The sequence below is a fragment of the Bacillus sp. RHFS10 genome, assembly GCF_016757475.1.
In the GTDB taxonomy this organism is placed as follows: Bacteria; Bacillota; Bacilli; order Bacillales; family Bacillaceae; genus Bacillus; species Bacillus subtilis_G.
The window spans coordinates 1,090,312-1,115,497 of the sequence record NZ_JAESPO010000002.1; the positions used below are offsets into that span (position 1 = coordinate 1,090,312).

Annotated in this window: 32 protein-coding genes and 3 pseudogenes; 32 read left to right on the forward strand and 3 right to left on the reverse strand. The window is 42.2% G+C overall.

The genetic code is table 11. From position 1 onward, the window contains the following. Positions 1-54: 54 nt before the first annotated feature. From JMN17_RS12260 to JMN17_RS12405, 32 genes and pseudogenes are all read left to right on the forward strand, one after another. The gene (locus JMN17_RS12260) at positions 55-210 is read left to right on the forward strand and encodes a hypothetical protein (protein WP_202328181.1); all 156 of its coding nucleotides are present in this window, start codon (positions 55-57) and stop codon (positions 208-210) included. A 167-nt stretch (positions 211-377) separates the two neighbouring features. Beyond that, positions 378-1,091 carry a phage terminase small subunit gene (terS, locus tag JMN17_RS12265; protein WP_202328182.1) on the forward strand — a complete coding sequence of 238 codons (714 nt, stop codon included), beginning with the start codon at positions 378-380 and terminating at the stop codon, positions 1,089-1,091. Beyond that, positions 1,081-2,289: a PBSX family phage terminase large subunit gene (locus JMN17_RS12270; RefSeq protein WP_202328183.1), complete on the forward strand. Its 1,209-nt coding sequence runs from the start codon at positions 1,081-1,083 to the stop codon at positions 2,287-2,289. Before terS ends, JMN17_RS12270 begins: the two co-directional genes overlap by 11 nt. A 4-nt stretch (positions 2,290-2,293) precedes the next feature. After that, on the forward strand, positions 2,294-3,697 hold the full coding sequence (locus JMN17_RS12275; protein WP_202328184.1) for a phage portal protein: 1,404 nt from the start codon (positions 2,294-2,296) through the stop codon (positions 3,695-3,697). Further along, positions 3,684-4,607 (forward strand): phage minor head protein, encoded by a 924-nt coding sequence (locus JMN17_RS12280; protein WP_202328185.1) that lies wholly within the window; start codon positions 3,684-3,686, stop codon positions 4,605-4,607. The genes JMN17_RS12275 and JMN17_RS12280 overlap by 14 nt, the downstream gene beginning before the upstream one ends. A 2-nt stretch (positions 4,608-4,609) precedes the next feature. After that, a complete protein-coding gene (locus JMN17_RS12285; protein WP_202328186.1) occupies positions 4,610-4,876 on the forward strand; it encodes a hypothetical protein in 267 nt (88 codons plus the stop codon). Between the two features lie 14 nt (positions 4,877-4,890). Beyond that, entirely contained in the window at positions 4,891-5,130 is a 240-nt protein-coding gene (locus JMN17_RS12290) for a hypothetical protein (protein WP_202328187.1), read from the forward strand. Positions 5,131-5,227: 97 nt separating this feature from the next. Continuing rightward, positions 5,228-5,809, forward strand: a complete 582-nt coding sequence (locus tag JMN17_RS12295; RefSeq protein ID WP_202328188.1) for a DUF4355 domain-containing protein — start codon at positions 5,228-5,230, stop codon at positions 5,807-5,809. 14 nt (positions 5,810-5,823) lie between these two features. Then, a complete protein-coding gene (locus tag JMN17_RS12300; protein WP_202328189.1) occupies positions 5,824-6,741 on the forward strand; it encodes a phage major capsid protein in 918 nt (305 codons plus the stop codon). A 4-nt stretch (positions 6,742-6,745) separates the two neighbouring features. Continuing rightward, positions 6,746-7,081, forward strand: coding sequence for a hypothetical protein (locus tag JMN17_RS12305; protein ID WP_202328190.1), 336 nt, complete (start codon positions 6,746-6,748; stop codon positions 7,079-7,081). Position 7,082: 1 nt separating this feature from the next. Further along, positions 7,083-7,334, forward strand: a complete 252-nt coding sequence (locus JMN17_RS12310; RefSeq protein ID WP_202328191.1) for a hypothetical protein — start codon at positions 7,083-7,085, stop codon at positions 7,332-7,334. An 8-nt stretch (positions 7,335-7,342) separates the two neighbouring features. After that, the gene (locus tag JMN17_RS12315) at positions 7,343-7,642 is read left to right on the forward strand and encodes a phage head-tail connector protein (protein ID WP_202328192.1); all 300 of its coding nucleotides are present in this window, start codon (positions 7,343-7,345) and stop codon (positions 7,640-7,642) included. Then, positions 7,639-7,983, forward strand: coding sequence for a phage head closure protein (locus tag JMN17_RS12320; RefSeq protein WP_202328193.1), 345 nt, complete (start codon positions 7,639-7,641; stop codon positions 7,981-7,983). Before JMN17_RS12315 ends, JMN17_RS12320 begins: the two co-directional genes overlap by 4 nt. Further along, a pseudogene (locus tag JMN17_RS12325) lies at positions 7,970-8,212 on the forward strand (HK97 gp10 family phage protein); the annotation flags it as partial. The gene JMN17_RS12320 and the pseudogene JMN17_RS12325, both read left to right, overlap by 14 nt. A 122-nt stretch (positions 8,213-8,334) precedes the next feature. Further along, the gene (locus tag JMN17_RS12330) at positions 8,335-9,015 is read left to right on the forward strand and encodes a hypothetical protein (RefSeq protein ID WP_202328194.1); all 681 of its coding nucleotides are present in this window, start codon (positions 8,335-8,337) and stop codon (positions 9,013-9,015) included. Positions 9,016-9,198: 183 nt separating this feature from the next. Further along, positions 9,199-9,372, forward strand: a pseudogene (locus JMN17_RS21750) (HK97 gp10 family phage protein); the annotation flags it as partial. A gap of 18 nt (positions 9,373-9,390) precedes the next feature. After that, positions 9,391-9,789, forward strand: coding sequence for a DUF3168 domain-containing protein (locus JMN17_RS12335; protein WP_202328195.1), 399 nt, complete (start codon positions 9,391-9,393; stop codon positions 9,787-9,789). Between the two features lie 13 nt (positions 9,790-9,802). Next, positions 9,803-10,315: a phage major tail protein, TP901-1 family gene (locus JMN17_RS12340; protein ID WP_202328196.1), complete on the forward strand. Its 513-nt coding sequence runs from the start codon at positions 9,803-9,805 to the stop codon at positions 10,313-10,315. Continuing rightward, positions 10,239-10,571, forward strand: coding sequence for a fibronectin type III domain-containing protein (locus JMN17_RS12345; protein WP_242519880.1), 333 nt, complete (start codon positions 10,239-10,241; stop codon positions 10,569-10,571). Before JMN17_RS12340 ends, JMN17_RS12345 begins: the two co-directional genes overlap by 77 nt. A 13-nt stretch (positions 10,572-10,584) precedes the next feature. Further along, complete coding sequence (locus tag JMN17_RS22135) at positions 10,585-10,830, forward strand: fibronectin type III domain-containing protein (protein WP_202328240.1); 246 nt, start codon at positions 10,585-10,587, stop codon at positions 10,828-10,830. Positions 10,831-10,884: 54 nt separating this feature from the next. Further along, entirely contained in the window at positions 10,885-11,397 is a 513-nt protein-coding gene (locus JMN17_RS12355) for a tail assembly chaperone (protein ID WP_202328198.1), read from the forward strand. Positions 11,398-11,417: 20 nt separating this feature from the next. Then, positions 11,418-11,753, forward strand: a complete 336-nt coding sequence (locus JMN17_RS12360) for a hypothetical protein (protein ID WP_242519881.1) — start codon at positions 11,418-11,420, stop codon at positions 11,751-11,753. Between the two features lie 4 nt (positions 11,754-11,757). After that, a pseudogene (locus tag JMN17_RS12365) lies at positions 11,758-15,063 on the forward strand (tail tape measure protein); the annotation flags it as partial. Between the two features lie 338 nt (positions 15,064-15,401). Then, entirely contained in the window at positions 15,402-16,166 is a 765-nt protein-coding gene (locus JMN17_RS12370; RefSeq protein ID WP_202328200.1) for a distal tail protein Dit, read from the forward strand. Positions 16,167-16,178: 12 nt separating this feature from the next. Beyond that, complete coding sequence (locus tag JMN17_RS12375; RefSeq protein ID WP_202328201.1) at positions 16,179-19,595, forward strand: phage tail spike protein; 3,417 nt, start codon at positions 16,179-16,181, stop codon at positions 19,593-19,595. Positions 19,596-19,609: 14 nt separating this feature from the next. Continuing rightward, a complete protein-coding gene (locus JMN17_RS12380) occupies positions 19,610-20,002 on the forward strand; it encodes a hypothetical protein (protein WP_202328202.1) in 393 nt (130 codons plus the stop codon). Next, complete coding sequence (locus JMN17_RS21915) at positions 19,999-20,121, forward strand: hypothetical protein (protein ID WP_277986979.1); 123 nt, start codon at positions 19,999-20,001, stop codon at positions 20,119-20,121. The genes JMN17_RS12380 and JMN17_RS21915 overlap by 4 nt, the downstream gene beginning before the upstream one ends. Positions 20,122-20,137: 16 nt before the next feature. Next, positions 20,138-20,308, forward strand: a complete 171-nt coding sequence (locus JMN17_RS12385; protein WP_202328203.1) for an XkdX family protein — start codon at positions 20,138-20,140, stop codon at positions 20,306-20,308. A gap of 10 nt (positions 20,309-20,318) precedes the next feature. After that, a complete protein-coding gene (locus JMN17_RS12390; RefSeq protein ID WP_202328204.1) occupies positions 20,319-20,576 on the forward strand; it encodes a hypothetical protein in 258 nt (85 codons plus the stop codon). A gap of 77 nt (positions 20,577-20,653) precedes the next feature. Continuing rightward, positions 20,654-20,932: a hemolysin XhlA family protein gene (locus JMN17_RS12395; protein ID WP_445291678.1), complete on the forward strand. Its 279-nt coding sequence runs from the start codon at positions 20,654-20,656 to the stop codon at positions 20,930-20,932. Between the two features lie 15 nt (positions 20,933-20,947). Further along, the gene (locus tag JMN17_RS12400; RefSeq protein WP_100276292.1) at positions 20,948-21,211 is read left to right on the forward strand and encodes a phage holin; all 264 of its coding nucleotides are present in this window, start codon (positions 20,948-20,950) and stop codon (positions 21,209-21,211) included. A gap of 52 nt (positions 21,212-21,263) precedes the next feature. After that, positions 21,264-22,085 carry a peptidoglycan recognition protein family protein gene (locus JMN17_RS12405; RefSeq protein ID WP_202328205.1) on the forward strand — a complete coding sequence of 274 codons (822 nt, stop codon included), beginning with the start codon at positions 21,264-21,266 and terminating at the stop codon, positions 22,083-22,085. A gap of 46 nt (positions 22,086-22,131) precedes the next feature. On the opposite strand, the gene JMN17_RS12410 is transcribed toward JMN17_RS12405, so the two are convergent. The 3 genes from JMN17_RS12410 to JMN17_RS12420 all read right to left on the reverse strand — a co-directional run bounded on the left by JMN17_RS12410 (position 22,132) and on the right by JMN17_RS12420 (position 24,942). Next, on the reverse strand, positions 22,132-22,572 hold the full coding sequence (locus JMN17_RS12410; protein ID WP_202328206.1) for an SMI1/KNR4 family protein: 441 nt from the start codon (positions 22,570-22,572) through the stop codon (positions 22,132-22,134). A gap of 96 nt (positions 22,573-22,668) precedes the next feature. Beyond that, positions 22,669-23,028, reverse strand: coding sequence for a ribonuclease toxin immunity protein CdiI (gene cdiI / locus JMN17_RS12415; RefSeq protein WP_202328207.1), 360 nt, complete (start codon positions 23,026-23,028; stop codon positions 22,669-22,671). A 21-nt stretch (positions 23,029-23,049) separates the two neighbouring features. After that, positions 23,050-24,942 carry a T7SS effector LXG polymorphic toxin gene (locus tag JMN17_RS12420; protein WP_202328242.1) on the reverse strand — a complete coding sequence of 631 codons (1,893 nt, stop codon included), beginning with the start codon at positions 24,940-24,942 and terminating at the stop codon, positions 23,050-23,052. Positions 24,943-25,186: the final 244 nt, after the last annotated feature.

Consider the following 25,186-nt stretch of genomic DNA (forward strand, 5'->3'; position numbering starts at 1 on the left):
ATCATAGACAAATTCCTGACTATTTGGATAATTATCTGAATAGGAGGGGGAAATTTGTCATATTTCATAATACTTATAGTCGTAGCATTAATCGGTGCATTAGTAACAGTAACAGTCGGTATTATATCTTCAAAAGTGGAGACAATCTCTCCGAAAACGCCAAGAGGGCAAAAAGAAGAAGAGCAAAAAAGCTTCTATACAATGAAATAAATTAGCGAAAGAGCATCCTACGGGGTGCTTTTTTTGTTCCCTGTAAACTGCTTCCGGTAAGCCTCAGGATAGACAATTGGCGGTTAACGGCTTGAGCACGGTGGTGGTTTAGAGGGAATATCTTTTCCAAAACAACACGAATCAGAAGGGGGCGGCGGTGAATGTAGATGACCGAAAAGCACATTCAGGCGTATAAGGATTACGTCAAAGGCATGAAATACAAGGACCTTGCCGAAAAATACGGAGTGTCAGTGAACACCATTAAATCATGGAAACAGCGGCATGGTTGGGAAAGGAAAAAGGGTGCACCCTCTGAAAAAAGGGTGCACACAAAAAAAGGCGGGCAACCGGGCAACAAAAATGCAGTCGGGAATAACGGCGGCGCACCACAGAGGAATCAAAATGCTGTGACTCACGGCTTTTTCTCTAAATTCTTGCCAGAAGAGACGCTTGAAATCATGGAAGAGATTCAGGAACGTTCGCCTGCCGATATGATATGGGATCAGATACAGATTCAATATGCAGCTATTCTCCGGGCGCAGCGCATTATGTTCGTGCAGGATAAGGATGACATGACCAAAGTTTTGAAAAAAGAGAAGCCGGGTGCGTTTGGTGATGAGCAAGAATGGGAGTTCCAATTCGCTTGGGATCGTCATGCAACATTCCTGAACGCTCAGTCTCGGGCAATGGGTGAGCTCCGGAGCTTGATAAAGCAATTTGATCAGCTGGCCCATGAACAAGATGAACGGCGCCTTAAATTGGAGCAAATGCGCTTGAATATCGAGAAGGCGAAGAAAGATATTGACGGTGATAACGGAAACTCTCAAGAAAATGAAGTTGCTGCCATGTTGCGGAAGATGGTGAAACCTCATGGAACTTAACTCCAAGCAACAAGAGGTATGGAATAGCTTTATTGAAGAGCAGCCGAAAATCTTAATATGCAGCGGGGCGAAAAGGGCAGGGAAAACATTCGTGCTCCTTTTGACGTTCCTTGGGCACATCAGCAAATATCAAAACATGGGGCTTTCTTTTATCATTGGCGGGGCAACTCAGGCTTCTATAAAGCGGAATATCCTAAATGATTTAGAGCTGATCCTGGGGAAAGAATTGCGTCTCGATAAAGCCAATGCAGTTGAGATATTCGGCAATCGTGTTTATTGCTTTGATGGAGCAAATGCAGACTCTTGGAAAAAGGCGCGGGGTTTCACATCAGCTGGCGCATTCTTAAACGAAGCGACGGCCCTGCATGACTCATTCGTGAAGGAAGTCATTTCTCGTTGCTCCTATAAAGGCGCAATGGTCATGATGGATACAAACCCTGAAAACCCGATGCACACCGTCAAAACGGACTATATCGACAAAGACGGGCAGCGGCTGAAAAATGGCCGGCTGAATATCCGATCTTTTCACTTCTCATTATTCGATAACAACTTTCTTGATCCTGAGTATGTCGAAAGTATTGTTGCTTCAACACCGAGCGGCATGTTTACAGACCGGGACATTTACGGCTATTGGGTTGCTCCAGAAGGCGTAATATACAAGGATTTCAACAAAGACAAGCACTATATCAATTCAGACCAGTTAAAAGAGAAACAGGGCAGGTTTACAAAATACTTTGCTGGCGTTGACTGGGGATATGAGCACTCGGGTTCTATTGTCGTAATCGGACAAGATGACCAAGGGTGTTTTTATTTGCTCGAAGAACATTCCAAGCAGCACGAAGAGATTGACTACTGGGTGAAGGTAGCAAAGGACATCAAAGAGCGATACGGCAACATTAATTTCTATTGTGATACAGCACGGCCAGAACATGTTGTTCGTTTCCGACGTGAAAAACTTCGGGCCATCAATGCTGATAAAGCAGTTGTATCCGGTATAGAGGAAGTGGCACGGCTGTTCAAGCAAGAACAGCTTTTTGTCGTTGCAGATAAAGTTGACCGGTTTAAAAAAGAAATCTTTATGTATGTCTGGAATCAGAAGACAGGCGAACCGGTTAAGGAATGGGACGATGTTCTGGACTCCATACGTTATGCCCTTTATACGAACAACAAACCAATGAGACGAAAAGGGAAGGGGTGATCATGTGAATCATTTGATAGATAAGATCAGAGCTTCAGGGATTACACCTGAGTTGATTGCAGACATCATCGAAGCACATAAAAACGATCATGATAGAATGAAAAACTTATACGACCGATACAAGGCAGAGGTTCAGGGCGTACCGATCTTGACAAGAGAAGCCATTGAGTATGAGGATTTCGAGACCGGCCATGTTAAGCGGATAGATCATAAGGTAAATAACAAACTCAATAACTCATTTGATTCAGACATAGTTGATACAAAAGTGGGCTATCTCTTCGGGCATCCAATCACTTATGAGTTTGATGACAAGCGAGAGGCTGGCACTACATCGCCCGGAAAGCAAATGATTGATGACTTCAACACTCTGAATAATATTGCTGACGAAGATAGTGAATGGGGGAAGATGGCTACCATTTGCGGCTACGGAGCGCGGCTTGCATATATCGACCGGAACGGTAATGAAAGAGTCAAAAACATTGAACCATGGGAAGCTGTTTTCCTCAGCGATGGGAATATTCATGAACCAGAATATGCTTTGCGTTATTACGAGACATATAACGGGCAGCAAAAAGCGGAATTTTACGATAGCAAAACGATTTATTATTTCAGTACGAAGGATAGTTCAGCTTTTACCTTGGATCACAAACAGCCCCATATGTTTGATGGCTGCCCTTTATTCGGGCTGGTAAACAATAAAGAGCTCAAAGGCGATGCCGAGAAGGTATTGTCTCTTATTGATGCCTATGACCGGACACTGTCAGACGCCTCAAATGAAATTGAGCAGTACAGACTGGCGTACTTGATCCTAAAGGGACTGGGAGCAGATGAGGACACACTCCAGCAGCTTAAAAAGACTGGGATTCTTGAGCTTTACGATGAAAAAGATGATGTCAGCTATCTGACAAAGGATATAAATGACGCAATCATTGAAAATCACTTGAATCGGCTCGAAGAAAACATTCTCCGTTTTGCAAAGTCGGTCAATTTCTCTGATGAATCATTTGGCGGGAATGTCACTGGCGTTGCAATGAAATTTAAATTGATGGCGCTTGAGAATAAATGCATCACGATGGAACGGAAAATGACTGCTGCCCTACGTTATCAATACAAGTTGATCTTTTCGGCTTGGGCAACGAAAAATATAGCCAAAGCAGAAGATTACTTGAAAGTCTGGTTCGGATTCAAGCGTAACCTTCCAGCCAACGTTCTTGAAGAGGCACAGACAACATCGCAGCTTAAAGGATTAATCAGCGAAGAAACACGCCTTTCTCTCTTGTCTTTTGTCGATGATGTTCAGTATGAGCTTCATAAGATGAAAGAGGAGGAAGAGGAGTACAGGAACAGCATGCCACCGTTGACTGATATCGAAACAGATACGGGCGGTGATGAAGATGAACCAGAGTGATATTGATAAGTACCTGGATGACATGATCACAGAGGATGCGAAAAAGATTGATGTCGTTTTTGCTCAACGGCTGAAAGAAATCAATCAACAAATCGCGGCCCTTTATGCGAAGTACAGCAGAGATGGTCAGCTATCCATGGCTGATATGAATAAATACAACAGGTTTAAAAAAGAAATGGAGCTCATGACTGAGGAATCCAGCAAGGCATTCAAAACTATCCTCACAATCGTTGAGGCATTGGCTGCTAAACAATTCCTTGAGAGTTACATGCGCTCTGCCTATTTGTACGAGATGGAAGCTGCGGTTGATTTAGGCTTCAGCATCCCTACAGTCGAAGTAATAAAGCAGGCCATATTAAACCCGATAGCTGAATTGACTCTCTCAGCCTTATATAAGCGCCACAGGGATGACTACGTGCGACAAATACAGATTTCAATTGCTCAAGGGATTCAAGCTGGTGAAGATTACTCGAAGATTGCCCGGCGTATTGAGCAAACGACCGAATTTGCCCGCAGAAAGGCTCGTGACGTGGCGAGAACTGAGACTCATAGGGTACAAGTCTCGGCGAGGATGAAAAGCGCTGAGCAGGCTTCTAAAAAGAGCAAACTCGAAAAGATGTGGAATGCAACTCTTGATCTGAAAACTCGTTCGGGGCACAGGAAGCTGGATGGCAAGACCGTTGAACGAAACGGGCTATTCAAATCTATATATGGCGGCGTCGGGCCGGCTCCGGGGCACATGAATAATGCCAAGGATGATATTAACTGCCGTTGTACGATTGCTTTCAAAGTAAACGGCGTGCTTCCGGATACAAGAAGGGCCCGTAAGCGCGGCAATGGAGCTGGCGAGACTATCCCGTACCAGACGTATGAAGAGTGGTACAAATCCATCGAGGAAAAGGGGAAATAATGATGGCTAAACTAGAAATCAAGCTAAATGAAGAGGGTAGAAAAAAGCTTGAATCACCTTACATGCATCCATTAAGGATAAGTGATTATGACATATTGATTGATGGCCAAGAACCTAGCTTAATAACTGATTTATTGCTGCATATGTCAACGGAAACATTTAATGAATGCACTATTAGATTTACGACAGAACATATCGACATAGATGCTGAAACTCTTGCATCGTTGCAAATGATTCATAAAGAAAATAGTCAAAGTGAAGAAAAATAAACGAGGTGTAAACAGTGACGTTCTTTGAAGTTGAGTACACAAGTGACGATTATTATGACTGTTATCCTCATCAGGTAGGGATTTACCCTACGTTCGAAAAAGCTATGGAGAAAGCAAATGAGTTGTCAAATGGTGAGTATCCACCTGTTGAAATAAATATATGGCAGTGGGAGCTAAAGCAAAATGAATACGTGAAAATCAAGAATTGGAATAAACACGAATTTGATGCTGATTTCAAAGAAGTTAAAGAGTAAATCAATTATCCTTGTCCCGAGCATGACGTTAAAAGGCTTATTTTTCATGCACTCATAACAGGCGCGCACTGTAGAGGGCAAAGGAGGAAGAACTGTAATGCCAACATTAGAAGAAGTGAAAAAATTTCTCGAAGAAAATAAAGAGAGCGAAGAAGTGAAGTCGTATCTGAATGAACTTTCTGCCGTGTCTGCTGACAAGGTGAATGGGTTTTTAGATACAGAAGAAGGGAAACGCCTCATTCAGCCTCGGTTGGATTCTCATTTTACGAAAGGCCTTGATACATGGAAGGCGAACAACCTCGATGCTCTGGTTGATGCAAAGGTAAAAGAGCTTTATCCGGAAGAAACAGAGGAACAAAAGCGAATCAGGAAGCTGGAGAAAGAGCTGAAGGATCAAAAGACAGCAGCACAACGTGAAAAGCTTTTAAATAAAGCTGTCTCTTATGCTTCTGAAAAGCAACTGCCGGCAGATGTAGTGGAATTCTTTATCGGTGAGGATGAAGAATCAACGATGAAGAACCTCGGGGCGTTCGAAGAGAAGTACAACGCTGCACTTCAAAATGCGATTGAATCCAAGTTTCAAGAGAATGGCCGTGACGTTCAGTCCGGTAGCAATGAACCGACAAATCAGAGTTTAGATATTAGCTCGCTTGCAGCTGAAGCAAGCATCAGAAAATAAGGAGGGCTATCTTTATGCCAACATTTAATCCAAACAATGCATTGATGCAAGACGCAGTAAACGGAAAGGTCCCAACTGAACAAGGTACTCTAGTTTTAAAAGAGTTTATGACTCAATCTGCTGTTACAAAACTCGCAAAATATGAAGAAATGACTAAGCCGGAGAAAGAATTCACATACTTGGCTTCTGGACCAGGGGCTTACTGGGTTGGAGAAGGCGAGAGAATCAAAACTTCTAAGGCCCAATGGTTAACAGCAAAAATGATTTCAAAGAAATTGGGTGTCATCATCCCTGTTTCTAAAGAATTCTTGCGTTATACCATCGCTGATTTCTTCACACAAATGCGCCCGGCTATCGCTGAAGCCTTTGCTATTAAATTCGATCAGGCTGCGTTATTCGGTGTTGATTCACCATTTGGTCAAGGTGTTTCTGTATTTGAAAAAATTAAGGAATCCGGTAACACTGTTGCTTTAAACTCACTCGGCAACCTATATGACGAGCTTAATGGAGTAATGGCGTTAGTTGAGGATGCGGATAAGGATATAAACGGCTTTACAACAACACGCCGATTCCGTCAAAAACTTCGCGGTACTAAAGACGGTAACGGGCTTCCAATCTTCAATGATGCAACAGGCGGCGCAACACAACAGGCTCTTGGCCTTCCGATCGGCTATGTTGATTCTAAGTCATGGGATTACGAAAAAGCGGCATTACTTGCGGCTGACTGGAATTACACACGGTACGGCATCCCTCAAGGTATGGAATACAAAATCTCTGAGGATGCAACATTGACAACAATTGTTGATGCTGATGGCAACCCAATCAATTTGTATGAGCGTGATATGGTTGCTCTTCGTGTCACTCAGCAAGTCGGTTTCATGACATTGACTGATGATGCGTTTGCAGCTATTACACCAGCAACGGGGGCGTAAGTTCATGGGATACACATCTAAAAACTATAAAACTAATAACGGAGACAAATTGGTGATCGGCGGCGAGCTTGAAATAAAAGAGGGCGCGAAGGTGACCGGCTTGCCCGGTTCAACGCCTGCTGATAAAAGCATCAAATCAGAAATGATCGGCGACGGAGAAGTGAAAAACATCAATATCGGTGATGGATCTGTCCAAAATCGTAACATCGGCACCGGTAGTGTACAAAATGCCAACATCGGTGCCAAGGCAGTTACTTTTGCCAAGCTCGGTGACGATGTGACAGCTAAACTTTCTGATTTAGAGAATCGGATAAAAGCACTGGAAGGAGGCGGCGCGTGATATGAAAGCATCTAACGGTTCCAAAACCATTGAATGCACTGAAAAGGCTTTTGAGGTGGTTTACTCACATATTGGCTTTAAGAGAGTTGATGAAATCAAAAAGCCAGCTGCCGATCTTTTTGATATGACTGAGGCTCAACTGCAGAAAGTAAACAAAGATGAGATTATTGCTTTCCTGAAAGAGAATGAATACGAGTTTGATCCAAAAGCGCCTAAAGACGAACTGATTAGGATTGTCTTGGGTGAAGAGTAGGTGATTCGGTGGACATCGGACAAGTAAAGCGAATGACAGGGATTAAGACAGATAGGCATGACGAATATTTGTCTGAAATAGTCCCTAATTTGATTGAGTATGCGAGTGACTTTTGTAATAACAGTTTCGATCCGGAGACTTTGCCAGCTGGCGTGAAGCTTTTTGTTGCGAAGGCTGCAGAATATAACATAACTCCTTCTGGACTCTCGGGAAGAAGCATGGGGGATGTATCGTATTCGTACAATACAGAATTTCCTCGGTATATTACAAAGCACCTTACGCCATATCGAAGGCTGAGAGTTAAATGATCTATGAGGAATTTCCCCATGAAATCACGTTTCAGCGGATGGGAAAGGTGCCGGACGGCGGCGGTGGTTATGAAGAAGGTTACGTTGACTACATCACAACAGAAGCTTTAGTCAGTGGCGTTAGTTCCCGGGAGTTTTATCAGGCTCAGCAGCTGCAAACCCCGATAGAATGCAACGTGTATTTCCCTTATCGTACTGACATTGAGAAAACAATGAGGATCATTTATGAAAGCAAAATTCTCATTCTCAAATCAGAGCCAATTGATCAAGGCGGCATGCATGAGGTCTTGAATTTGAAATGCCAAGTGACGGGGGTGCTGGAGTCTGATGGCGAGAGTTAGCGGCAGATGGGTTAGACAAATGAGCAGAGCGACTGAAGAGTTCAGGAACAATGTGATTGAAGAAACCAAACGGATTGTAACTGACACGGCCGAGCTGATTTACAGCAACGCCGTTTTAAATGCTCCAACGGCCATGATAGACGGCGGGAACTTGAAAAATTCAATAGAAATCGACTATCGGGATGGCGGCTTAACAGCCGTTATTTCTGTTGGGGCTGATTATGCGGTGAAACGTACGCCGTCCTCGTTAGTAATAACGGGGTAATAAACTGGGCAAAATCGGTGGAAGTCTTGCGTTGAAGCTTTTTTATCGAAATTGGCACAGGTATAATATTATTTAGAGGTGATATTATGCCAGAAAATCGTAATACAAAGGGCCAATTCATTAAAGGGGAAGGTATTAGTGACTTAATAGGAAAGAAATTTGGGAGATTGAGAGTTATAAAGTTATCTGAAAAACGTTCTGGGAGAAAAACGTTTTGGGACTGTGTTTGTGACTGCGGTAAAACTAAAACGGTAAGAAGCGACTCTCTTAAAAGTTCAATTAGATCGTGTGGTTGTTTAAAAAAAGAGCAAGACAAAATAAATTTAACTAAGAATCACACACATAAACAAAGCGGTAAGCACCTCTATATTGTATGGATGAATATGAAGAAGCGTTGTTATAACAAATCTGACAAAGCTTATGAAAGATATGGTGGTAGAGGAATTGATGTTTGTGATGAATGGAAGAAAAGCTTCGATACTTTTAAGAAATGGTCTTTAGATAATGGTTATAGTGACAATCTATCTATTGAAAGAATTGATGTTAATAAAGGATATTCTCCTGATAATTGCACTTGGATTCAGATAAAAGAACAAGCAGTCAATAGAAGATCGACTGTTTGGGTGGAGTATCAAGGTGAACGTCTGAATCTAAAACACTGGTCAGAAAAGCTTGGTATTAATTATGGTACTCTGCATTCTAGGTACTATAGAAGCGGTATGAGACCACCCGAATTGTTTAATCCAGTCAAGACAACACCGAGGTAACTTGGTAGATTGCGAAAGGCTACCAAGCACCGTAGAGCGTAGGAACTGAATAAATATAATGTTCCCAAGAGTGTCCGGCAACCAATAAATAAGGGTTGTCTTTTTTTATTGGTTGAAAATGTACGCCGAACTTGCTGGTGACAGTAAGAAGTATGGATAAAAAGCCATACGATAACAACTTGGTATGTAGAGTATGGAACAGGAATTTATAGCGAATCGGGCGGCGGCCGGCAGACTCCTTGGGTCTATTATGACACCAAGCTTAACCAATGGGTTATGACACGAGGCATGCGGGCCCAGCCGTTCTGGAATCCGTCCATTGAGGAAGGTATGCGGTACTTCGCCAGTCAAATGTGATAGAAAGGGGCTGTCATTATGCGGTCAGCCATGTGGCCCTTGCAAATGGCTATATTTCAAAGGCTATCAACTGATGAAGAGCTGAATGCACGCGTCACTGGTGTGCTTGATGCAGTCTCGAAAGATCAGAAAAAGCCGTATGTAACAACGGGCGATGATGACGTTTCGCCATTTGAAACAAAAACGTCTAAAGGTGAAATCATCAATGTTGTTCTCCATTGCTGGAGCGACTACAACGGCAAAAAAGAAGCGATGCAGATCCTTGATTTGATGCTGCAAGCAATAACGAGAGAGCCCCTAGAAATAGAGGGCTTTTCTTTATGCCGTTGTGAGATGCGCGGCATGCAGGTGATCACCGACATCGATGGATACACCAGACACGGCATTCTCAGGATGCGATACACAATAAACAATTGAGAGGATGAAAGAAATGCCAGAATTATTGAATGGTAAAGATGAGATTTATTTCGTTCAGCCAATGAACGCAACAGGAACTGATGGTTTGTTCATTGCTTTCCAGACAGAAGGATCTCATACAAAAGAACAGGACACTCTTGATGAATCCACGAAATCAGGACGGATTGTTGGTTACGGAACAAAAAACGAAAACTTCGAGCTCACTTATTATGCTGCTGTTTCAGATCCGGGACAGGAAGCAATTGAGACTGCTTACGACAATGAACAAGCTATCAAAGTATGGAAGGCTAATAAAAATAAAAATGCAAACGGGAAGCATAATGCAGTTTATGGTCATGCAATTATTGAGAGTTTAGAGGTTAGTCAGCCACAGGATGGATTCGTTGAAACATCAGTGACATTACCGGTATTGGGCAAAACTTTTAAAGGCGAGCTTGATCCATTACCTGATGAAGTTCTTGCAGCAATTGAGTCTTCAGCTGGTGCAACGAAATTTGAGCAGTTTGGCGGCACGACTACACCCTAAGGCGCCCCAAAATCTATCGTTCACAGCTACTACTGACAGCGTGACCGTGAATTGGGATGCGGTAGATGGGGCAACGTCATACAAAGTGTACAGAGGGGCAGAAAAGAAACTTGATGCTACTGTCACAGGCACATCCCACACATTGACAGACATTGCGGCAGATACCCAGCTGACGGTCAATGTCTCTGCGGTTAACGATGCTGGGGAATCACCAATGACAGAGATTATTACGAGAACTCAAGCGACTGCGCCCTGATATACCCCGTAATATAACCACGACAAGTGTCACTTCTAATCAAGTGGGATTCAAGTGGGACGCGGTAAAAGGGGCGACCTCGTACAACATTTACAGATACTACGCAAAGATAGCAACTGTCACGACGAACTCATATCTCTCCAATCCGACTCTTAAACCCGATAGTTCATACATTTTCAATGTGTCCGCAGTTAACGTTGCAGGTGAGTCGGCATGGTCAGAGAAATTCACGATTCGCACAAATAAAGAAGAAGTATAGGAGCCCGGCTATTGCTAGGGCTCTTTTTAATACGAAATTTTGGAGGTTTTATATATGGCTCATTTAACAATTGACGGAAAAGATTATGCTGCGCGTTGTGATTTCGCATTTGATAGAACAGCGAATGAGAAATATGCGAAAGAAGATAAAAACGGTGATAAATCAGGCGGTACATTAACGATTTACAACAGTTTGCTGAACGATGACGCTGTTTACCTTTCTACATTTTGGGATTGCGCGCTGGCTCACTTGAAAAAAGGCAAACCATCTGTTGAACAGATTGAAGATGCTATTGCCAAGATCATTGAAGAAGATGAAACTGGAAACGCCGTTGATGAGATGGTGAAAGAAGCTTTTAACACACTGGATTCAGCGGGTTTTTTCAAAGGAAAGATCCGTCAGCAATGGAAGATGATGAACAAGCTGTCGAAACCGAAGAAGGTCAGCCCGAACGAGACTCCGGAAATGGAAGCGAAGCGTCTGGAGGAAGACGAAATGAACAAGGACATGCTAAAGACGATGGAAGAAGCGTACAAAGAGAAGACGGGATCGACTATCTCCAAGTAATTGAAAATGCAGCTCGTTGGATGGGTGTCTATGATAACGATGTCATTATGTCATGGACTCCAAATGAGTATAAACGAAAGTTAAAAGCAGCCAAACTCCGTGAAATTGACGAGATGGAAAAGTTGGCGAGAAATGCTATGTTTCATCGCTATGCACTAAACGAAAAGAGACCAAAAGAGTCAAAGATGTTTGACGCCAGAAAAGCGCGCAGAGAGCTTGAGCGTTCTCTGACAAGCGAGGAAAACAAATGGCGTGAATCAGACATAAATAAGCTTGGTCCGAGAGCTAAAGGCGTGCAGATGTTAAACGACGCTGTACGTTCTTACTTCGGAAGACAATCAAAAGAAAAGGGGTGAGGGCATGATCGAGAGGCTTACTGCTGTTGTAGAAGCTCAGACGCAGAGGTTCAACAGGAGTATGGATCGAGTCAATGACATGATGCGGCGTATGGCTGATACCCATACAGTTGAAGTTGAAGCAGAAACCGCAAGCTTCCAAGCAAGAGTTAGACAGGCAGAACAGCAGATCGACAACTTTATTCATCGACACGAAAGAACCCGAGTCGATTTAGACGCAGACGCTGACCCCGTACAAAGGGCCGTTTCAGCAGCAAGGGCTGAGATTGCCTCGTTGCCCAACCGGGTTACAACCAATATCAACGGCGATTCATCAGATTTAACGAGGTCAGTAGCTGCAGCTCAAACTGAGACTAGATCCTTACCAAACAGAGTATGGATCTTCATAGAAGCCCGTACTGATCGCTTCGAAAACTCTATGAATCGTCTGGCGAAAATCACTAACTCCGTTTCTACTGTCATAGGCCATTCACTTGCGGGCGCTTTCACATCTGCATTGCCTGCGATTTCTCCGGTTCTTGCCAGTATTACTGGAGCCATAGGATCACTGGGCCCGATGCTTGGTGTGGCAGCTGGTGGTGTTATGGGGCTTGGTAGTGCGTTTGCGACAGCAGGGACAGGAGCTGCTGCATTTGGGGCACTGGCGGTATCTTCACTTGGTGGTGTTTTCAAAGCTTCTGAGGACTTGAAAAAGCTTCAAGAAAAACTGGATGAAACCACTGACGCCAAAGAGCGCGCTAAAATCATGGAGAAGATCAAGGGCATTCAGCAGTCTCTTGGAAAAGAAGAGAAAAAGGCGCTTGCCACATTAGAAGATTTCAAAGCGAACTGGAAGAGCATTTCCGAATCTGTTCAGAAGCCTATCCTAAAAACGTTCACAAGCTCGCTGACAACGTTCAAAGGTGTTCTGAATAGTTTAAGACCTATGTTCAAAAGCGTGGCGAATGGCGGCGTTACACTGGCTAAAAGTATGAATGCAGCATTTAAAGATGCAGACATGAAACGTTTCATTGGTTTCATGAATAAAAATGCAGGCCAGGCTTTTGTGACGTTTGGGAAAATAGCCGGAAACGTATTGCGAACAGTTATGAATCTGATTGTTGCTTTTGGTCCTCTTGGGAACGACATGTCGGCCAGTTTGGAAAAGGCCACGGCTTCATGGGTGAAGTGGTCAGCTAATTTAGGTTCTTCAAAGAAGTTCCAAACGTTTATTGAATATGTCAAAACAAACGGTCCTAAACTGCTGCAGATCATCGGGAACTTATCAGGCGGTCTGACAAAGTTATTTACCGGTTTTGCCCCGATGTCTCAGGACATGATGACATCCCTTGTCAACATGACTCAGAGGTTTAATGAATGGGCCGGCAGCGTCACGAAAACAAAAGAATTTCAATCGTTTATTGACTACATCAAAACGAACGGTCCGACTGTTTGGAGTACGATTGGTGAAATCGCCAAAACAATAATCAATTTGCTCGTTGGTATGGCTCCGTTAGGGCAATCCATCTTGCAAACTGTAAACGGATTTTTAAAATTCACTAATGCTGCGATGCAAGCTAACCCTGCTATTGGGCAATTCATTGCGGTGGGCATTTCATTACTTGGAGCATTAAGAGCAATAGTGCCTGCGATTGCCGCAGTTAGTGCAGTCACAAACGGGTTAAAAGACTTTGTTACCGCGGCTAAGTGGATAAGAACGTTTGTCACTGGTACCGAAGGATTTACACTCGCTCGAATGGTATCTCAGCTGAAAACCGGAATAATCTGGGTCGGTAAATTCATCGCAAAATACACGGTCATGGCTGCTCAAGCCACAGCAAATGGCATAAAAATGGCAGCATCTTGGACAGCGATGAAAATATCTGCCCTTGTATCTTCCCTAAAGAGCGGCATAGTTCAAATGGGTCTGTGGATCAAGAATATGACTGTTATGGCGGCGCAGTCTATTGCACAGGCAACACGAACTGCAACGGCATGGACAATTATGAAAATAAGCTCTTTTGTCACTTCCCTTAAAGCTGGGATAGTGCAGATGGGCCTTTGGATCAAACAGATGGTTGTCATGGCGGCTCAATCTGTTGCTCAAGCTGCGCGCATGGCCGCAGCGTGGACAGCGGCTCAAATAAGCTCATTTGCATCTATGTTGGCAGCTGGAATCACACAAATGATTGCATTCGGAAAGCGCCTCGTTATTCTTGCGGCTCAGGCAGCTGCAAATGCGGCGAGAATGGCGGCATCTTGGGTCATCGCTATGGGACCTATTGGATGGATCACAGCGGCTGTAGTGGCTTTGGTTGTTCTCATCATTGCGAACTGGGACAAGATCAAGGCTTATACAATCAAAGTCTGGGGTGTTGTTTCTAAGTGGCTTTCTTCTGCTTGGACAGGGATTAAGAATGCAGCATCAAAAGTATGGTCGGCTCTTGTCACGCTTATAAAGGCAAACTTCGAATTGCAAAAAAAGGTCGTCATGACCGTTTGGAATGCGATTAAGTCTGCTGCAACAAGAATATGGAATGGCATAAAGTCGGCGTTATCTTCCATCTGGAAGGGGATTATAAGCACTGGAAAAACTGTCTGGAACGGTTTGAAAACTTTCTTTACGGCTTGGCTAAATTTCCAAAAAAAGATATGGTCTACAATTTGGAATGCTGTGAAGTCAACTGTATCCGCGGTTTGGAGAGGTTTAGTTTCCGCCGGAAAGTCAATCTGGAATGGATTGAAGTCATTCTTTACTTCATGGCTAAATGCTCAAAAGAACATGTGGAAGACGATCTGGAATGCGATTAAATCAGCTGTGACGGCCGTTTGGAAAGCTTTGACGTCAACGGCTAAGAATAGCTTTAACGCAATGAAAAATGCTATTTCCAACATCATGAACAGCGTCAAATCTCGTATTAAAAGCATTTGGAACAGTGTTGTGAGCTTTTTCAAAGGAATCAACCTGAAATCGATCGGTCGTAACATTATCCAAGGTCTAATAAATGGTATCGGCGGTATGGCAGGGGCATTAGCCAGCAAAGTGAAAGCTATGGCAAATGCAATCCCTAACGGTATGAAAAAACTTCTTGGAATTCATTCTCCATCAAGGGTTATGCGCGATCAGGTCGGTTATCACGTCGGCACCGGTATGGCGGCTGGTATTGATAAATCACAAACTAAAGTAAAATCGGCTGCGGCCAGTGCGGCCAAGGTTGCACAGAGAGCGGCTGCGGTGGAAGTAAACAACAAAGTAAATAGCACGATGATTAGTTTTGAAGCTCAAAACACTGCTGTAGATACTTACAGCAAGATACTTAAGACGATAGAAAAGAAGACAACTCTTCAAAGCTTTGATATAGGCAATACGGTTTCTGCTAATATAGCAGCGGGGATTCAGTATGGGATCAATGCAGTTCAGAATGCAATAAGTACAATCGGAGATGCGATGTATATCGAACAGAAAGATATGAATCTTGCATACGATACATCCATATCTAAAAGCGACCTCGGCGTTGTCAGAAAAGAGTTGAGTGCAGATGTCAAAAACCTTGAACTGCCGGAAAGAACTATCGTTATTGAAATGGACAGCAAGAAAGTCGGGCAGGGTGTTGAGAAGCCTGTGACAGACGCACAAAGGAGATCAAATGCAAGGAGGGTGAGAATTAATTGATCAACTATCAGGAGATTTTGCCCAATCAGTGGAAAATTACATTCAATGGGATCGATATTTCACCCTTCTTTTATGTGAAATCAACCACTGGGCGGGGAGTAATGAGCCGAGAGGTAAATACAGCTACGATCGGGAACCGTCCGGGCGGTTTCTTTCGAGGGACCAGACTACCGATTAGAACGATAACGATAGATGTTCTTTTTGCTTTCAGCAGTGAAGAAGAATTGAAGAAGAAACAAGAAGAACTGACTTATATTCTGCATACAGACGAGCCGAAGCCACTCATTTTCCATGATGAGCCTGACAGAACTTATTATGCAATTTTTGAGAGTGTATCTGAAGGCGAAGAGCAGGAAGGCTTTCAACAGGCAACATTGACCTTTATCTGCCCTGATCCCAAAAAGTATGGAGCGGCTGCGGAATCAGAACTGAATGCCGGGGTGCAGATTTTCACAAACCCGGGGTATGCGGAGATTCAACCAAAAATCGAATGTGTTTTTAAAGAGGCGGCCACTTTATATGAGGTGGCTCTTTTAAATGGTGATGGATCTGTTTCTAAGACAATAAAAGTCGTTTACAACTTCATCGCCGGCGACACTCTCATTATTGATTCATCAAAAAGAAAAGTGACATGCAGCGGCAAATTAATCATGACTGCTCTGCAAATAAAATCTGAGTGGTTCACGCTGCCACCAAAAGTACCAACTAAATTGAAGTTAAGCCACGCTAGCCGCATCAAATTCGATGAGGCTTATTTGTAAGGAGGTCCGTTAATGGCTGACATGTATATTCTTTCACCAGATGATCAAGTGCTGACAGTGCTGTCCAGCGACGGACAAGAAGCGTGCAGATTTTGGGATGCCAAATACAAAGAAGAGCTGAATAAAGGCTCTTCTTTTTCTTTTGTAGCAGATGCTTCCCATCCCGATGCGCGCTGTTTGTTTGAAGAGAATCAAGTCATTTTTAGAGATAAGGACGGCATTCTTCGTTTGTTTGTGATCAAGGAACTTGACGACACGGACGAAAACTCAGAGGTCAACACTCTAGTAACATGTGAAGCTGCCATGATGGAGCTGGCTGAAACCTTTGTGAAAGACTTCCGGCCAACTGACAAAACAGCACAATTTGTTCTAGACAATGTACTTGCTCGTTCTCGGTGGGTGGCTGAGGTAAGCGCAGAACTTGGCAATAATTCCACCTCATTTTATAAAAAAACAGCTTTGGAATGTATTGCCGAAGTGATAAACATTTGGGGCGGCGAGCTTCAAGATTCTATTGAATTTGATGGAAACAAGATCACAAAGAGAATTATTAAGATATTGCCACGAAGAGGAAAAGAAGGCGGGAAACGCTTTGAGATAGATAAAGATACAGAGAAAATCAAAAGGACGGTCATCAGCTACCCATTGACAGCTCTTTGGGGGTATGGGGCCTCTATTGCCTCAACAGACGAAGCCGGGGAGGAGACGGGTGGTTATTCGCGGTTTATTGACTTCTCAGAAGTAGAGTGGAAGAAATCAAAAGGCGATCCTGTCGATAAACCACTGGGTCAGGAATGGGTTGGCGATCCGGATCTATTAAAAAGGCTGGGACGCCTTAAAAACGGTGAATTGATCCACAGAGAAGGGCAATACAACAATGAAGATATAACTGATCCAGCGGAGCTTTTAAAAGCCACATACAACCATCTCATTACGACAGCATCAAAAACTGAGGTGAATTATGAGCTATCAGTTCAATTGCTTCAGAATGTACCAGGTTATGAGCATGAGCACGTTGAACTGGGCGATACGACAATTGCCATAGACCGAAACTTTGCTATTCCGATAGAAACGTCACAGCGCATCATTTCAATGGAATATGACATCACAGATCCAGACAATACCTGTGTTGTGGAGATTGGTCAGTTTTTATCAGTGCTTCAAGGTGATGAGCGGATTAATCAAATAGAAAATATACTCGACAAGAATCGAGGTACTTGGGAAAGAAAGCCGTCTGTCGGCGAAGTCACTGACGGCAGTTTCCCTGACATTATCCCGAAAGTCCCTTCTAACGTAACTGTTAAGGGGCTTTTTTCAGGTGTGAGTATCACATGGGACTATGATCCTTCTTCTTATATTGCGGCGTATGAGGTATACGGATCGCAAATAAAAGGCTTCACCCCTTCTATCGAAAACCGACTATGGCGAGGCAAGCAGAGCGGTTTCCTGCATGAAAACGCTGGCGTTGATAACGTTTTGTACTATCGCATTAGGGCTGTTAACTATCACGGCAAAGCAAGCGAATTTACAGCTGAGTTCTCAGCAAAAACCCAGCGGATTCTGACTGATGATATTATGTTCAACAGCATTATTGCGGATCGTCTGGCAAACTTGGCGGTCACGGCTGATAAACTGGCACGCAACTTTGATCAAGGCAATATTTTCCCTGGTTCTCTGCTGAAGGCAAAATGGTTTTACGACTATCCCGGCACTACCCATAGAGTAGAAGAAAAAGAATTTAATGAAATGACTGTTACCCAAGTGATTACTGACACAACGAAACCAAGTTTTGGAGTTTGTGGCTATGGAAACCCACCTGTCAACATTCAAAGGATGTCATTGGTTAAAGATGAAGTATATACCTTGTCATTTGAGGTTAAACGGAATAATACAACCGATCTGAACTATATTCATTTAAAAAAATTCAACACTTTCACCAAAATAAGCGGCAGTGATCTGAGTGATATTTCTAGTCATCCATCTGATCAATTCGTTAGAGTGAATATCAAATTTACGGCGCCGGAAAGTGGATCTGATTATACAATCGGAATCGGCGGTTACAATCGGAATGGAAACACAGAGCCGTGTAGCTTTGTTATTCGCAAAGTTCAGGTGCGTAAAGGTGATGTCATTGCTGATTATGGGTATAGCCCGTTTGATACACAACTGACAGACAACGTTATTGACGGCGATTACATCCAAGCGCTTTCTATTGGATCTGCTCATATACAAAAAGCAGCGATAGGAACAGCGCATATTCAAAAAGCAGCCATAACAAGCGCGCAAATTGCTGAGGCGGCAATTGGAACAGCAGCAATTCAAAACGCTGCTATCGCAAAAGCTCACCTGAAAACAGCGATAATTGATACCGTTCATATCATTGACGGAGCCATTACAAACGCCAAGATCGGCAACCTGTCAGCTGACAAAATAAATTCCGGTACAATTAATTCAATTAATATTACAGGTTCATTGATTAAAGGCGGCAAATTCCAAGCGCTGAACACGAACAACAATTTTGATTCTTATTTTGATGGAAGTAAATTTTATCAATATCAGCGGTCGTCTACGAGTTACCAATACACGTTGACAGAGATTAATTCTTCTTTATTCTACCAAGAATCTGGGAGAGATTATGACGATGGCGACAAAGAAGTTACTAGGAGTGTTTCTATCGGTGACGGGAAAATTTCTGTTAAGAGTTCGGGAGAATTTACAAACGCTGATAATATGGCAGTCGTGCAAATGTATGGTGATTTTAATGGAAATGGGGATGGGGTGGGGGTATTTGACATAACGAATACCACGACTGATAGCATCCCGAAAGATATTTTCACATTAAAGGGGTATCGCGAGTTCATACAAGTGAACGACCCGTACAACGCCACTTTCACTAATAGGGCAGTCATTTCTGGAAGTTCTACGTTATTAAGTTTACAACCTCTAAACTTTGAAACGGTTGTCGGTGGTGGGATACGTATGAAATCGAAAAAGCGAACTGTTTTCGAGGGTGCACCCGTAGAGTTGACAAAAAAATCAACAATTATAGCCGGGGATGAGTCACTTTCTGACCCTATAAAAATAATGGGGGGCAGTGTCTCGAAGTTAGTGACGGACATACATGGGGAGTTGCAAAACAATCTATGCTTGGCTGTTACAGAAAGAAATGTAATTTTGTCAAAGAGCACGGGATCTCATTCTTACGGCAGTGTACATGTAGATTTCATCGAAGCTGATAACTATGACAATGTTGAAAATATTTTCGGTGTTTTCGCACAACCCTACGGACCGAAAACAAGTAATGTAACAGCAGGGGTGGAAAACCAAACATCAAAAGGATTCACACTATATGTAAGGGGGACGGGCGCTGCTGACGTGGCGGGTCTTGATGTTAAAGTTCGCCTACTTGTGTTATATGAAAAAGTATAAGGGGAATAAAATAAGTGATAAAAACTATTGATTTACACCCGCGTAGATATTCATATATCGAAGGATTGAAAGTAACAGAGAATGAGAATGGATACACTCTTTCTTCCTGTCTTAATTTCGAGGTTGGATTTGATGAACCCTTTCAAATGGATGTCGTTGAATTTGATGTTATGCCTGATTCGGAAAGGGATGTCGCTTACGGTCTTCACATTTATCTTGTTAAAGAAACTCGCAAAATGGAGTATAAACTTTTTCGGAGGCTTGCTGACCAAGACGGCTATAATTATGATTTTATTGAGAGTAACGAAGATTTCCTCCTAATGAAAAATATCCTAAGTGTTACCATTTATCCAAATGGAGAAAAAGAGGCAACATTTTATAATCATCAAAAGGAGTTGGAACAATGAAACTGGAGCCAATCGACATTCCACATCAAAATGACGCGAAGACTACTGAAGAGCAGATGAAAGAGCAAATATTAGATTTACAAAGAATGTGTAATGTTTTAATGGTGAATCAGTCTTAATATCGGAGGTAACACAATGGAAGGACTGAGCGCATTTTACAACTTTTTTGAAGATTGCTGGAAAAATGGAACTGTCATGACCATTGAGCTAAAAACACACGTTCAAAGGGGCCGCCTCACTCAAGAAGAATTTGACGAGATTACTGCCCTTGAGCGCGGAAACGCTTATCCAGACCAAACAGAATAGGAGAATCAATATGGAAGAAAAGAAATCAAACGAAATGGATTTAGAAACGAAAGTTGAGTTATTCGAAAGAAAAGCGGCAGGTTATCGTCAAAACTGGATGAATGCTGAAGATATAATCATGACATACCAGTACATGATTGAAAAAGACAAACAGACTTTAGCGGAAAAAGATCAAGAAATTCAGCATCTGAAGGAACACCTTGAGAAATTAGAAAAGAACCTGAACAACTTGAAAGGTCCAGTAAAAATAAATCATCAGAAAAAGTAAGCGGCGGAGAAGCGGCTTTTTTATTTTGCCTCAAAGGAGGTGAAATCGTATGAAATAGATAAAAGGGGGGCGTACTAATGTCACAATTGACGGAGGTACCGGATATGAATGTGTTTCAGCAGGATTTAGCAGATCTGAAAGGTGAGCATAAAGCGCTTGAGCAGCGGGTTTTCGCTTTGGAACGAGTGTCTGACCGACAAGACCAGCAAATAATGACGCTGAACGAAAAGCTCAACAAAATTGAAGAGAATACAACATGGATCAAGCGCACAATTACGGGCGCTATCATCACAGCGATTTCCACCGGAGTTATAGGGGGATTAATCGCTATTTTTTATAACGTGCTGCAACGTTAAGGAGGAAAATGACATATGAAAAACTTTGACAAAGGCACAGTCGTCCGGACTGCGCTTCTTTTAATTGCGCTGATCAACCAAACAATGCTGATGTTCGGTAAATCACCCTTGGATATCACTGATGCACAAGTGAATCAGCTTGCTGATGCTTTGTACACTGCCGGCTCTCTGATCTTCACTATCGGTACGACACTTGCTGCATGGTTCAAAAACAACTACGTGACAGCAAAAGGACACAAGCAAAAAGCCGTCCTGAAAAATCACGATCTAACCAAATGAGCTGCCAGCTGGCGGCTCTTTCTATTTCAAAAACAGAATAGGAGAGATTTTCATGACAATCGCAGTGAAAAAGAACCTTGTATCAGAAGCAAAATATGCTTTAAAATGCCCTAATCCGATGACCGCGGAATACATCACCATTCATAACACTTACAATGATGCATCTGCTGCTAACGAGGTCAGCTACATGACCGGAAACACCAGTTCAACGAGTTTCCACTTTGCAGTTGATGACAAAGAGGTTATTCAAGGACTGCCGTTAAATCGCAATGCATGGCACACTGGAGACGGTACAAACGGCACCGGGAACCGTAAGTCTATCGGTGTTGAAATCTGCTACAGCAAGTCAGGAGGCGCGCGATATAGGGCTGCTGAAAAGTTGGCTATCAAGTTTGTGGCGCAACTGCTTAAAGAACGCGGATGGGGCATTGATCGTGTGCGGAAGCACCAAGATTGGAGCGGAAAGTATTGCCCGCATCGTATCTTGTCAGAAGGGCGCTGGGATGAAGTCAAAGCGGCGATTGATGATGAATTAAAAGCGCTTGGTGGCAAATCATCTAGCAAGAAAACAACTTCGTCCAAGACAGTGAAAAAACCAAGCTTAAGCAAAAAGAAATCTTCCTTTAATCTGCCTTCAGGCATTTTTAAAGTGAAAAGCCCATTGATGCACAGCGATGCTGTTGAACAGATTCAAACTGCGCTAGCAGCGTTGCATTTCTACCCAGATAAGAAAGCAAAAAACTTTGGTATCGATAGCTATTATGGTCCGAAAACCGCTGACGCCGTCAGACGATTCCAGCTAATGAATGGGTTAAAAGCTGATGGCATTTATGGCCCGAAAACGAAAGCGAAACTTGAATCCCTTTTAAAATAAAAGAATCCCTTCTCGTTATGAGAAGGGATTTATCCGTTTATTCCTCTTATTCCTCGTATAGTTTATTAATCAACTCGGTAAATGAATCACATATATGACTTAAAGCTCCATCAGGATCTTCATATGCAATTTCATGATCCCAGAATACTACTGAGGGATTCTCTTTATTCTGACGATAATCGAAACAGATTTCGTTACCGAAAGGATCACAAGCGAAAGGAACTATTCCTGAAAGCATTCTTCCATCCTGGTAATCTTCAAAGATCTCTAAAATAAAACTTGAACTATCCTCAGTTAAACCATGTAATCGATTAAAAACCGCACCTTTTGTATCTTCAAAGTCAAATATCTTTTTACTTGGGCGCGCCCCATTGTTGTTTAGTATAGTTGAAATGTAGTCGTTAGGGAACTTAATATCTAATGCCTTTTCGATTTTTATAACAGTTGTTTCCCCGATAGGTTTTTCGGCAAATCTCCACTCTGACATATGCTCAACTCCTATCTACTCTTACTTTATGAGGGAGCAATCATGATTTGAGGTGACGGCTTCAAAAAAATATAATATGTTTATCAATGCTTTTCCTTATATCTTAATACTATATTTCTCTTTAATTCTTCCCATGTATTTTTCTACCTCTGATTTATTTTCTGGGTGACGTTCTAGGTATTGACCAACAATATCATTTAAATATTTATAGAAGTTTTCGTAATCTAATATGACTTCTTCATCTTCTTCAACTGCTGGGTAATCGAAATAAAAAGCTATACCTTCATCTCCAAAGTAATCTTCTTCCCACTCTTCATAATCATCAGCAAATACACACCAGACATTCTCTATACCATAACCTTCACCGTTAGAGTATTTCTCTAAGATTCGTAAAAATCGATCATCACCCATAACCTTAAAGAAATAGTTAATTAATTCTTTATTTTTATTATCCATTTCATTCTCACTCCGAATAATTTAATCATTTAAAGTTGGGAAAAAATTTGTTATTTCTCCAGTTGCTTCATCGATATAACCTTCAAACTTGAGACCATTTTTAGCGTATCCAGTTACTTTTCTCCCAACTACTTCTCCATTTTTCATTGCTTCTTCTCCCCACTGTAACATTTGTTCGTTTGAGATCTTCTCGGGATCATAAACAGTCTTTGGAGTACGAACTTTTTTTAGTTCTCCAGGTTTGATATTCCCCTCTCTATCTAATGCAGGTAATCCATACTCAATTTCATAGATACCATCAATTGTGGGGTGTTTCCTTTTTGAAATTATACAACTCTCTAAATTCCAACCTTTATCAATAAATGCCTTCTCAAAATTCTGTAGATTGTGACCACCGACAATGCCTTTATTTTTCTTTCTAACTATATCTTCCACCTCAACTAAATGGGTATCATATCCATGCCTAAAGGTAACATTTATTTTAGAAAAAGCATTATTTTTTTCTTCTTCAATTATACTTTTTAATAGTGGTGTGTTCTTAACATTATGAGTATTCTCTATATCTTGAGCTATCCCTACAAGTGCAGGTTCATATTTGTTTTTTAATAAAGGATTAATAAAGTCTTTTCCTTTTAAAAGCCCTTTATTGACATGAGCAGCGGCTGATCCACCTTCAACCACTTTACCTACTTTAGAAAGTTTGGTCGTGGTTTGCACTGCGGAACCCGCACCTTTTGTGCCAACGATATTTCCTAGCACATAACTGATATAATGCCCTTTTTCGTATGCACTACCATTTATCATTTTATCATTCCATGAGTCGACAAGGTTTGTCCAGATGATTTTTGAATAAGAAGGTACGCTCAATACAGTTGTAATTGACTGTGCGAGTTTTAGTTCGGTAGGGAGCTGTGAATAGTCCCATGCGCCCACAACCAAGTCTTTGACGCCATATATCGTATCGTCAATCGCATCGTTAATTCCATCATTAACCCCATCGACGAAATCAATTACTGTCTTACCGGCATTGATTACACTTTCACCGACGTCCTTCAGCTGTTTTGCTTGTTCCAGCTGCACTGCGTACTGGAGCTGTTCAGGGGTAAGGTTCTCATATCCGACCTTCTTGGCAATGTCTAAGTATTCATCCGGATCCGTCACTCCGTCAGCTAGCTTCTTTTTCAGCTCTTTGATTTCTCGTTCTTTCGCTTCATCTTTCTTGATCTTCAAATAGGCTTCAGTCTGTTTCGAGATATCGCCTTTTTTCTTATGTATGTCACTTTCTCGATACGCTTTGGCATTGTACTGGATAGGGGAAGCATTTTTGCCTTTGCCTGTGGATTCCTCAAGCTTTTGGAAGTCCTTCTTGATGAATTGCTCGTTAGGCTCTGACTGGGCATATTCAGTAACAAGTGCTTCGTCCACGCTGTCTAGTTTATTGACTGTTTTTTTGCGATGGTTCTCCGCATCGGCGAGTTCGTCTTTAAAGGTTTCTGTCGAGAACAAATCAAGCGGAAGAATATCGTCGATATCAAGTAGGATATCTTTCATCGCTTTCTTCTGTTCAGACATAATCGATTTTGATTTTGTGTAGGCGTTAGCCAGCTCGTGTGCTAAGAAGGATTCTTCTATGTAAGCATCAGATAAACTGGCCTCCTCTAAAGTGCCGGAAATGCTTGTCAAAAAAGCAATTTTCATATCAAGTAAGTCAATCCAATTGTCAGCTACACCTGCGTGATCTTGGTAAAATGCTTTAATGTTGTCGGCGCCTTTGCCGGAAAACTCACTGTCATCTAAATCAGCTACGGCTTTAAAGGCCTTTTTTAGATTGACCATCTGACTTCTTAATTCTTTGTATTCCTTTGCGCGTTTATCTGCTTCGGAAAGCAGTGATTTGGCTTCAAATACTTTCATGATCATATCCTTTCTTGTTAAGCTTTGCGGTACAATAATCAACAAAATTTCACCATATAAAGAGAGTGAGAAATACAATAAACCCTTTTATTAGGAAGATGAGTAATTCAACGAAATGAACCGAAGAAAAAGTTTGCGGTTTTTTTGCGGTCATACATAATTTTGGAAATGTTAGAATATTACATAAAAGGAGTAAAAGGAGGGGTCTTGTGAATCCGGTTTTATCATCGTCAGAAGTTGGCGT

Bases quoted from the DNA above. Each gene is read 5' to 3' on its own strand.
- JMN17_RS12295 (WP_202328188.1), top strand. From the start codon at position 5,228: ATGCCAACATTAGAAGAAGTGAAAAAATTTCTCGAAGAAAATAAAGAG.
- terS (WP_202328182.1), top strand. From the start codon at position 378: ATGACCGAAAAGCACATTCAGGCGTATAAGGATTACGTCAAAGGCATG.
- JMN17_RS12320 (WP_202328193.1), top strand. From the start codon at position 7,639: ATGATCTATGAGGAATTTCCCCATGAAATCACGTTTCAGCGGATGGGA.
- JMN17_RS21915 (WP_277986979.1), top strand. From the start codon at position 19,999: ATGAAACTGGAGCCAATCGACATTCCACATCAAAATGACGCGAAGACT.
- JMN17_RS12335 (WP_202328195.1), top strand. From the start codon at position 9,391: ATGCGGTCAGCCATGTGGCCCTTGCAAATGGCTATATTTCAAAGGCTA.
- JMN17_RS12410 (WP_202328206.1), bottom strand. From the start codon at position 22,572: ATGTCAGAGTGGAGATTTGCCGAAAAACCTATCGGGGAAACAACTGTT.
- JMN17_RS12400 (WP_100276292.1), top strand. From the start codon at position 20,948: ATGAAAAACTTTGACAAAGGCACAGTCGTCCGGACTGCGCTTCTTTTA.
- JMN17_RS12300 (WP_202328189.1), top strand. From the start codon at position 5,824: ATGCCAACATTTAATCCAAACAATGCATTGATGCAAGACGCAGTAAAC.
- JMN17_RS12340 (WP_202328196.1), top strand. From the start codon at position 9,803: ATGCCAGAATTATTGAATGGTAAAGATGAGATTTATTTCGTTCAGCCA.
- JMN17_RS12330 (WP_202328194.1), top strand. From the start codon at position 8,335: ATGCCAGAAAATCGTAATACAAAGGGCCAATTCATTAAAGGGGAAGGT.
- JMN17_RS12405 (WP_202328205.1), top strand. From the start codon at position 21,264: ATGACAATCGCAGTGAAAAAGAACCTTGTATCAGAAGCAAAATATGCT.
- JMN17_RS12310 (WP_202328191.1), top strand. From the start codon at position 7,083: ATGAAAGCATCTAACGGTTCCAAAACCATTGAATGCACTGAAAAGGCT.
- JMN17_RS12280 (WP_202328185.1), top strand. From the start codon at position 3,684: ATGAACCAGAGTGATATTGATAAGTACCTGGATGACATGATCACAGAG.
- JMN17_RS12385 (WP_202328203.1), top strand. From the start codon at position 20,138: ATGGAAGGACTGAGCGCATTTTACAACTTTTTTGAAGATTGCTGGAAA.
- JMN17_RS12305 (WP_202328190.1), top strand. From the start codon at position 6,746: ATGGGATACACATCTAAAAACTATAAAACTAATAACGGAGACAAATTG.
- JMN17_RS12345 (WP_242519880.1), top strand. From the start codon at position 10,239: ATGAAGTTCTTGCAGCAATTGAGTCTTCAGCTGGTGCAACGAAATTTG.
- JMN17_RS12375 (WP_202328201.1), top strand. From the start codon at position 16,179: ATGGCTGACATGTATATTCTTTCACCAGATGATCAAGTGCTGACAGTG.
- JMN17_RS12355 (WP_202328198.1), top strand. From the start codon at position 10,885: ATGGCTCATTTAACAATTGACGGAAAAGATTATGCTGCGCGTTGTGAT.
- JMN17_RS12420 (WP_202328242.1), bottom strand. From the start codon at position 24,942: ATGAAAGTATTTGAAGCCAAATCACTGCTTTCCGAAGCAGATAAACGC.
- cdiI (WP_202328207.1), bottom strand. From the start codon at position 23,028: ATGGATAATAAAAATAAAGAATTAATTAACTATTTCTTTAAGGTTATG.
- JMN17_RS12395 (WP_445291678.1), top strand. From the start codon at position 20,654: ATGTCACAATTGACGGAGGTACCGGATATGAATGTGTTTCAGCAGGAT.
- JMN17_RS12390 (WP_202328204.1), top strand. From the start codon at position 20,319: ATGGAAGAAAAGAAATCAAACGAAATGGATTTAGAAACGAAAGTTGAG.
- JMN17_RS12285 (WP_202328186.1), top strand. From the start codon at position 4,610: ATGGCTAAACTAGAAATCAAGCTAAATGAAGAGGGTAGAAAAAAGCTT.
- JMN17_RS12270 (WP_202328183.1), top strand. From the start codon at position 1,081: ATGGAACTTAACTCCAAGCAACAAGAGGTATGGAATAGCTTTATTGAA.
- JMN17_RS12360 (WP_242519881.1), top strand. From the start codon at position 11,418: ATGGGTGTCTATGATAACGATGTCATTATGTCATGGACTCCAAATGAG.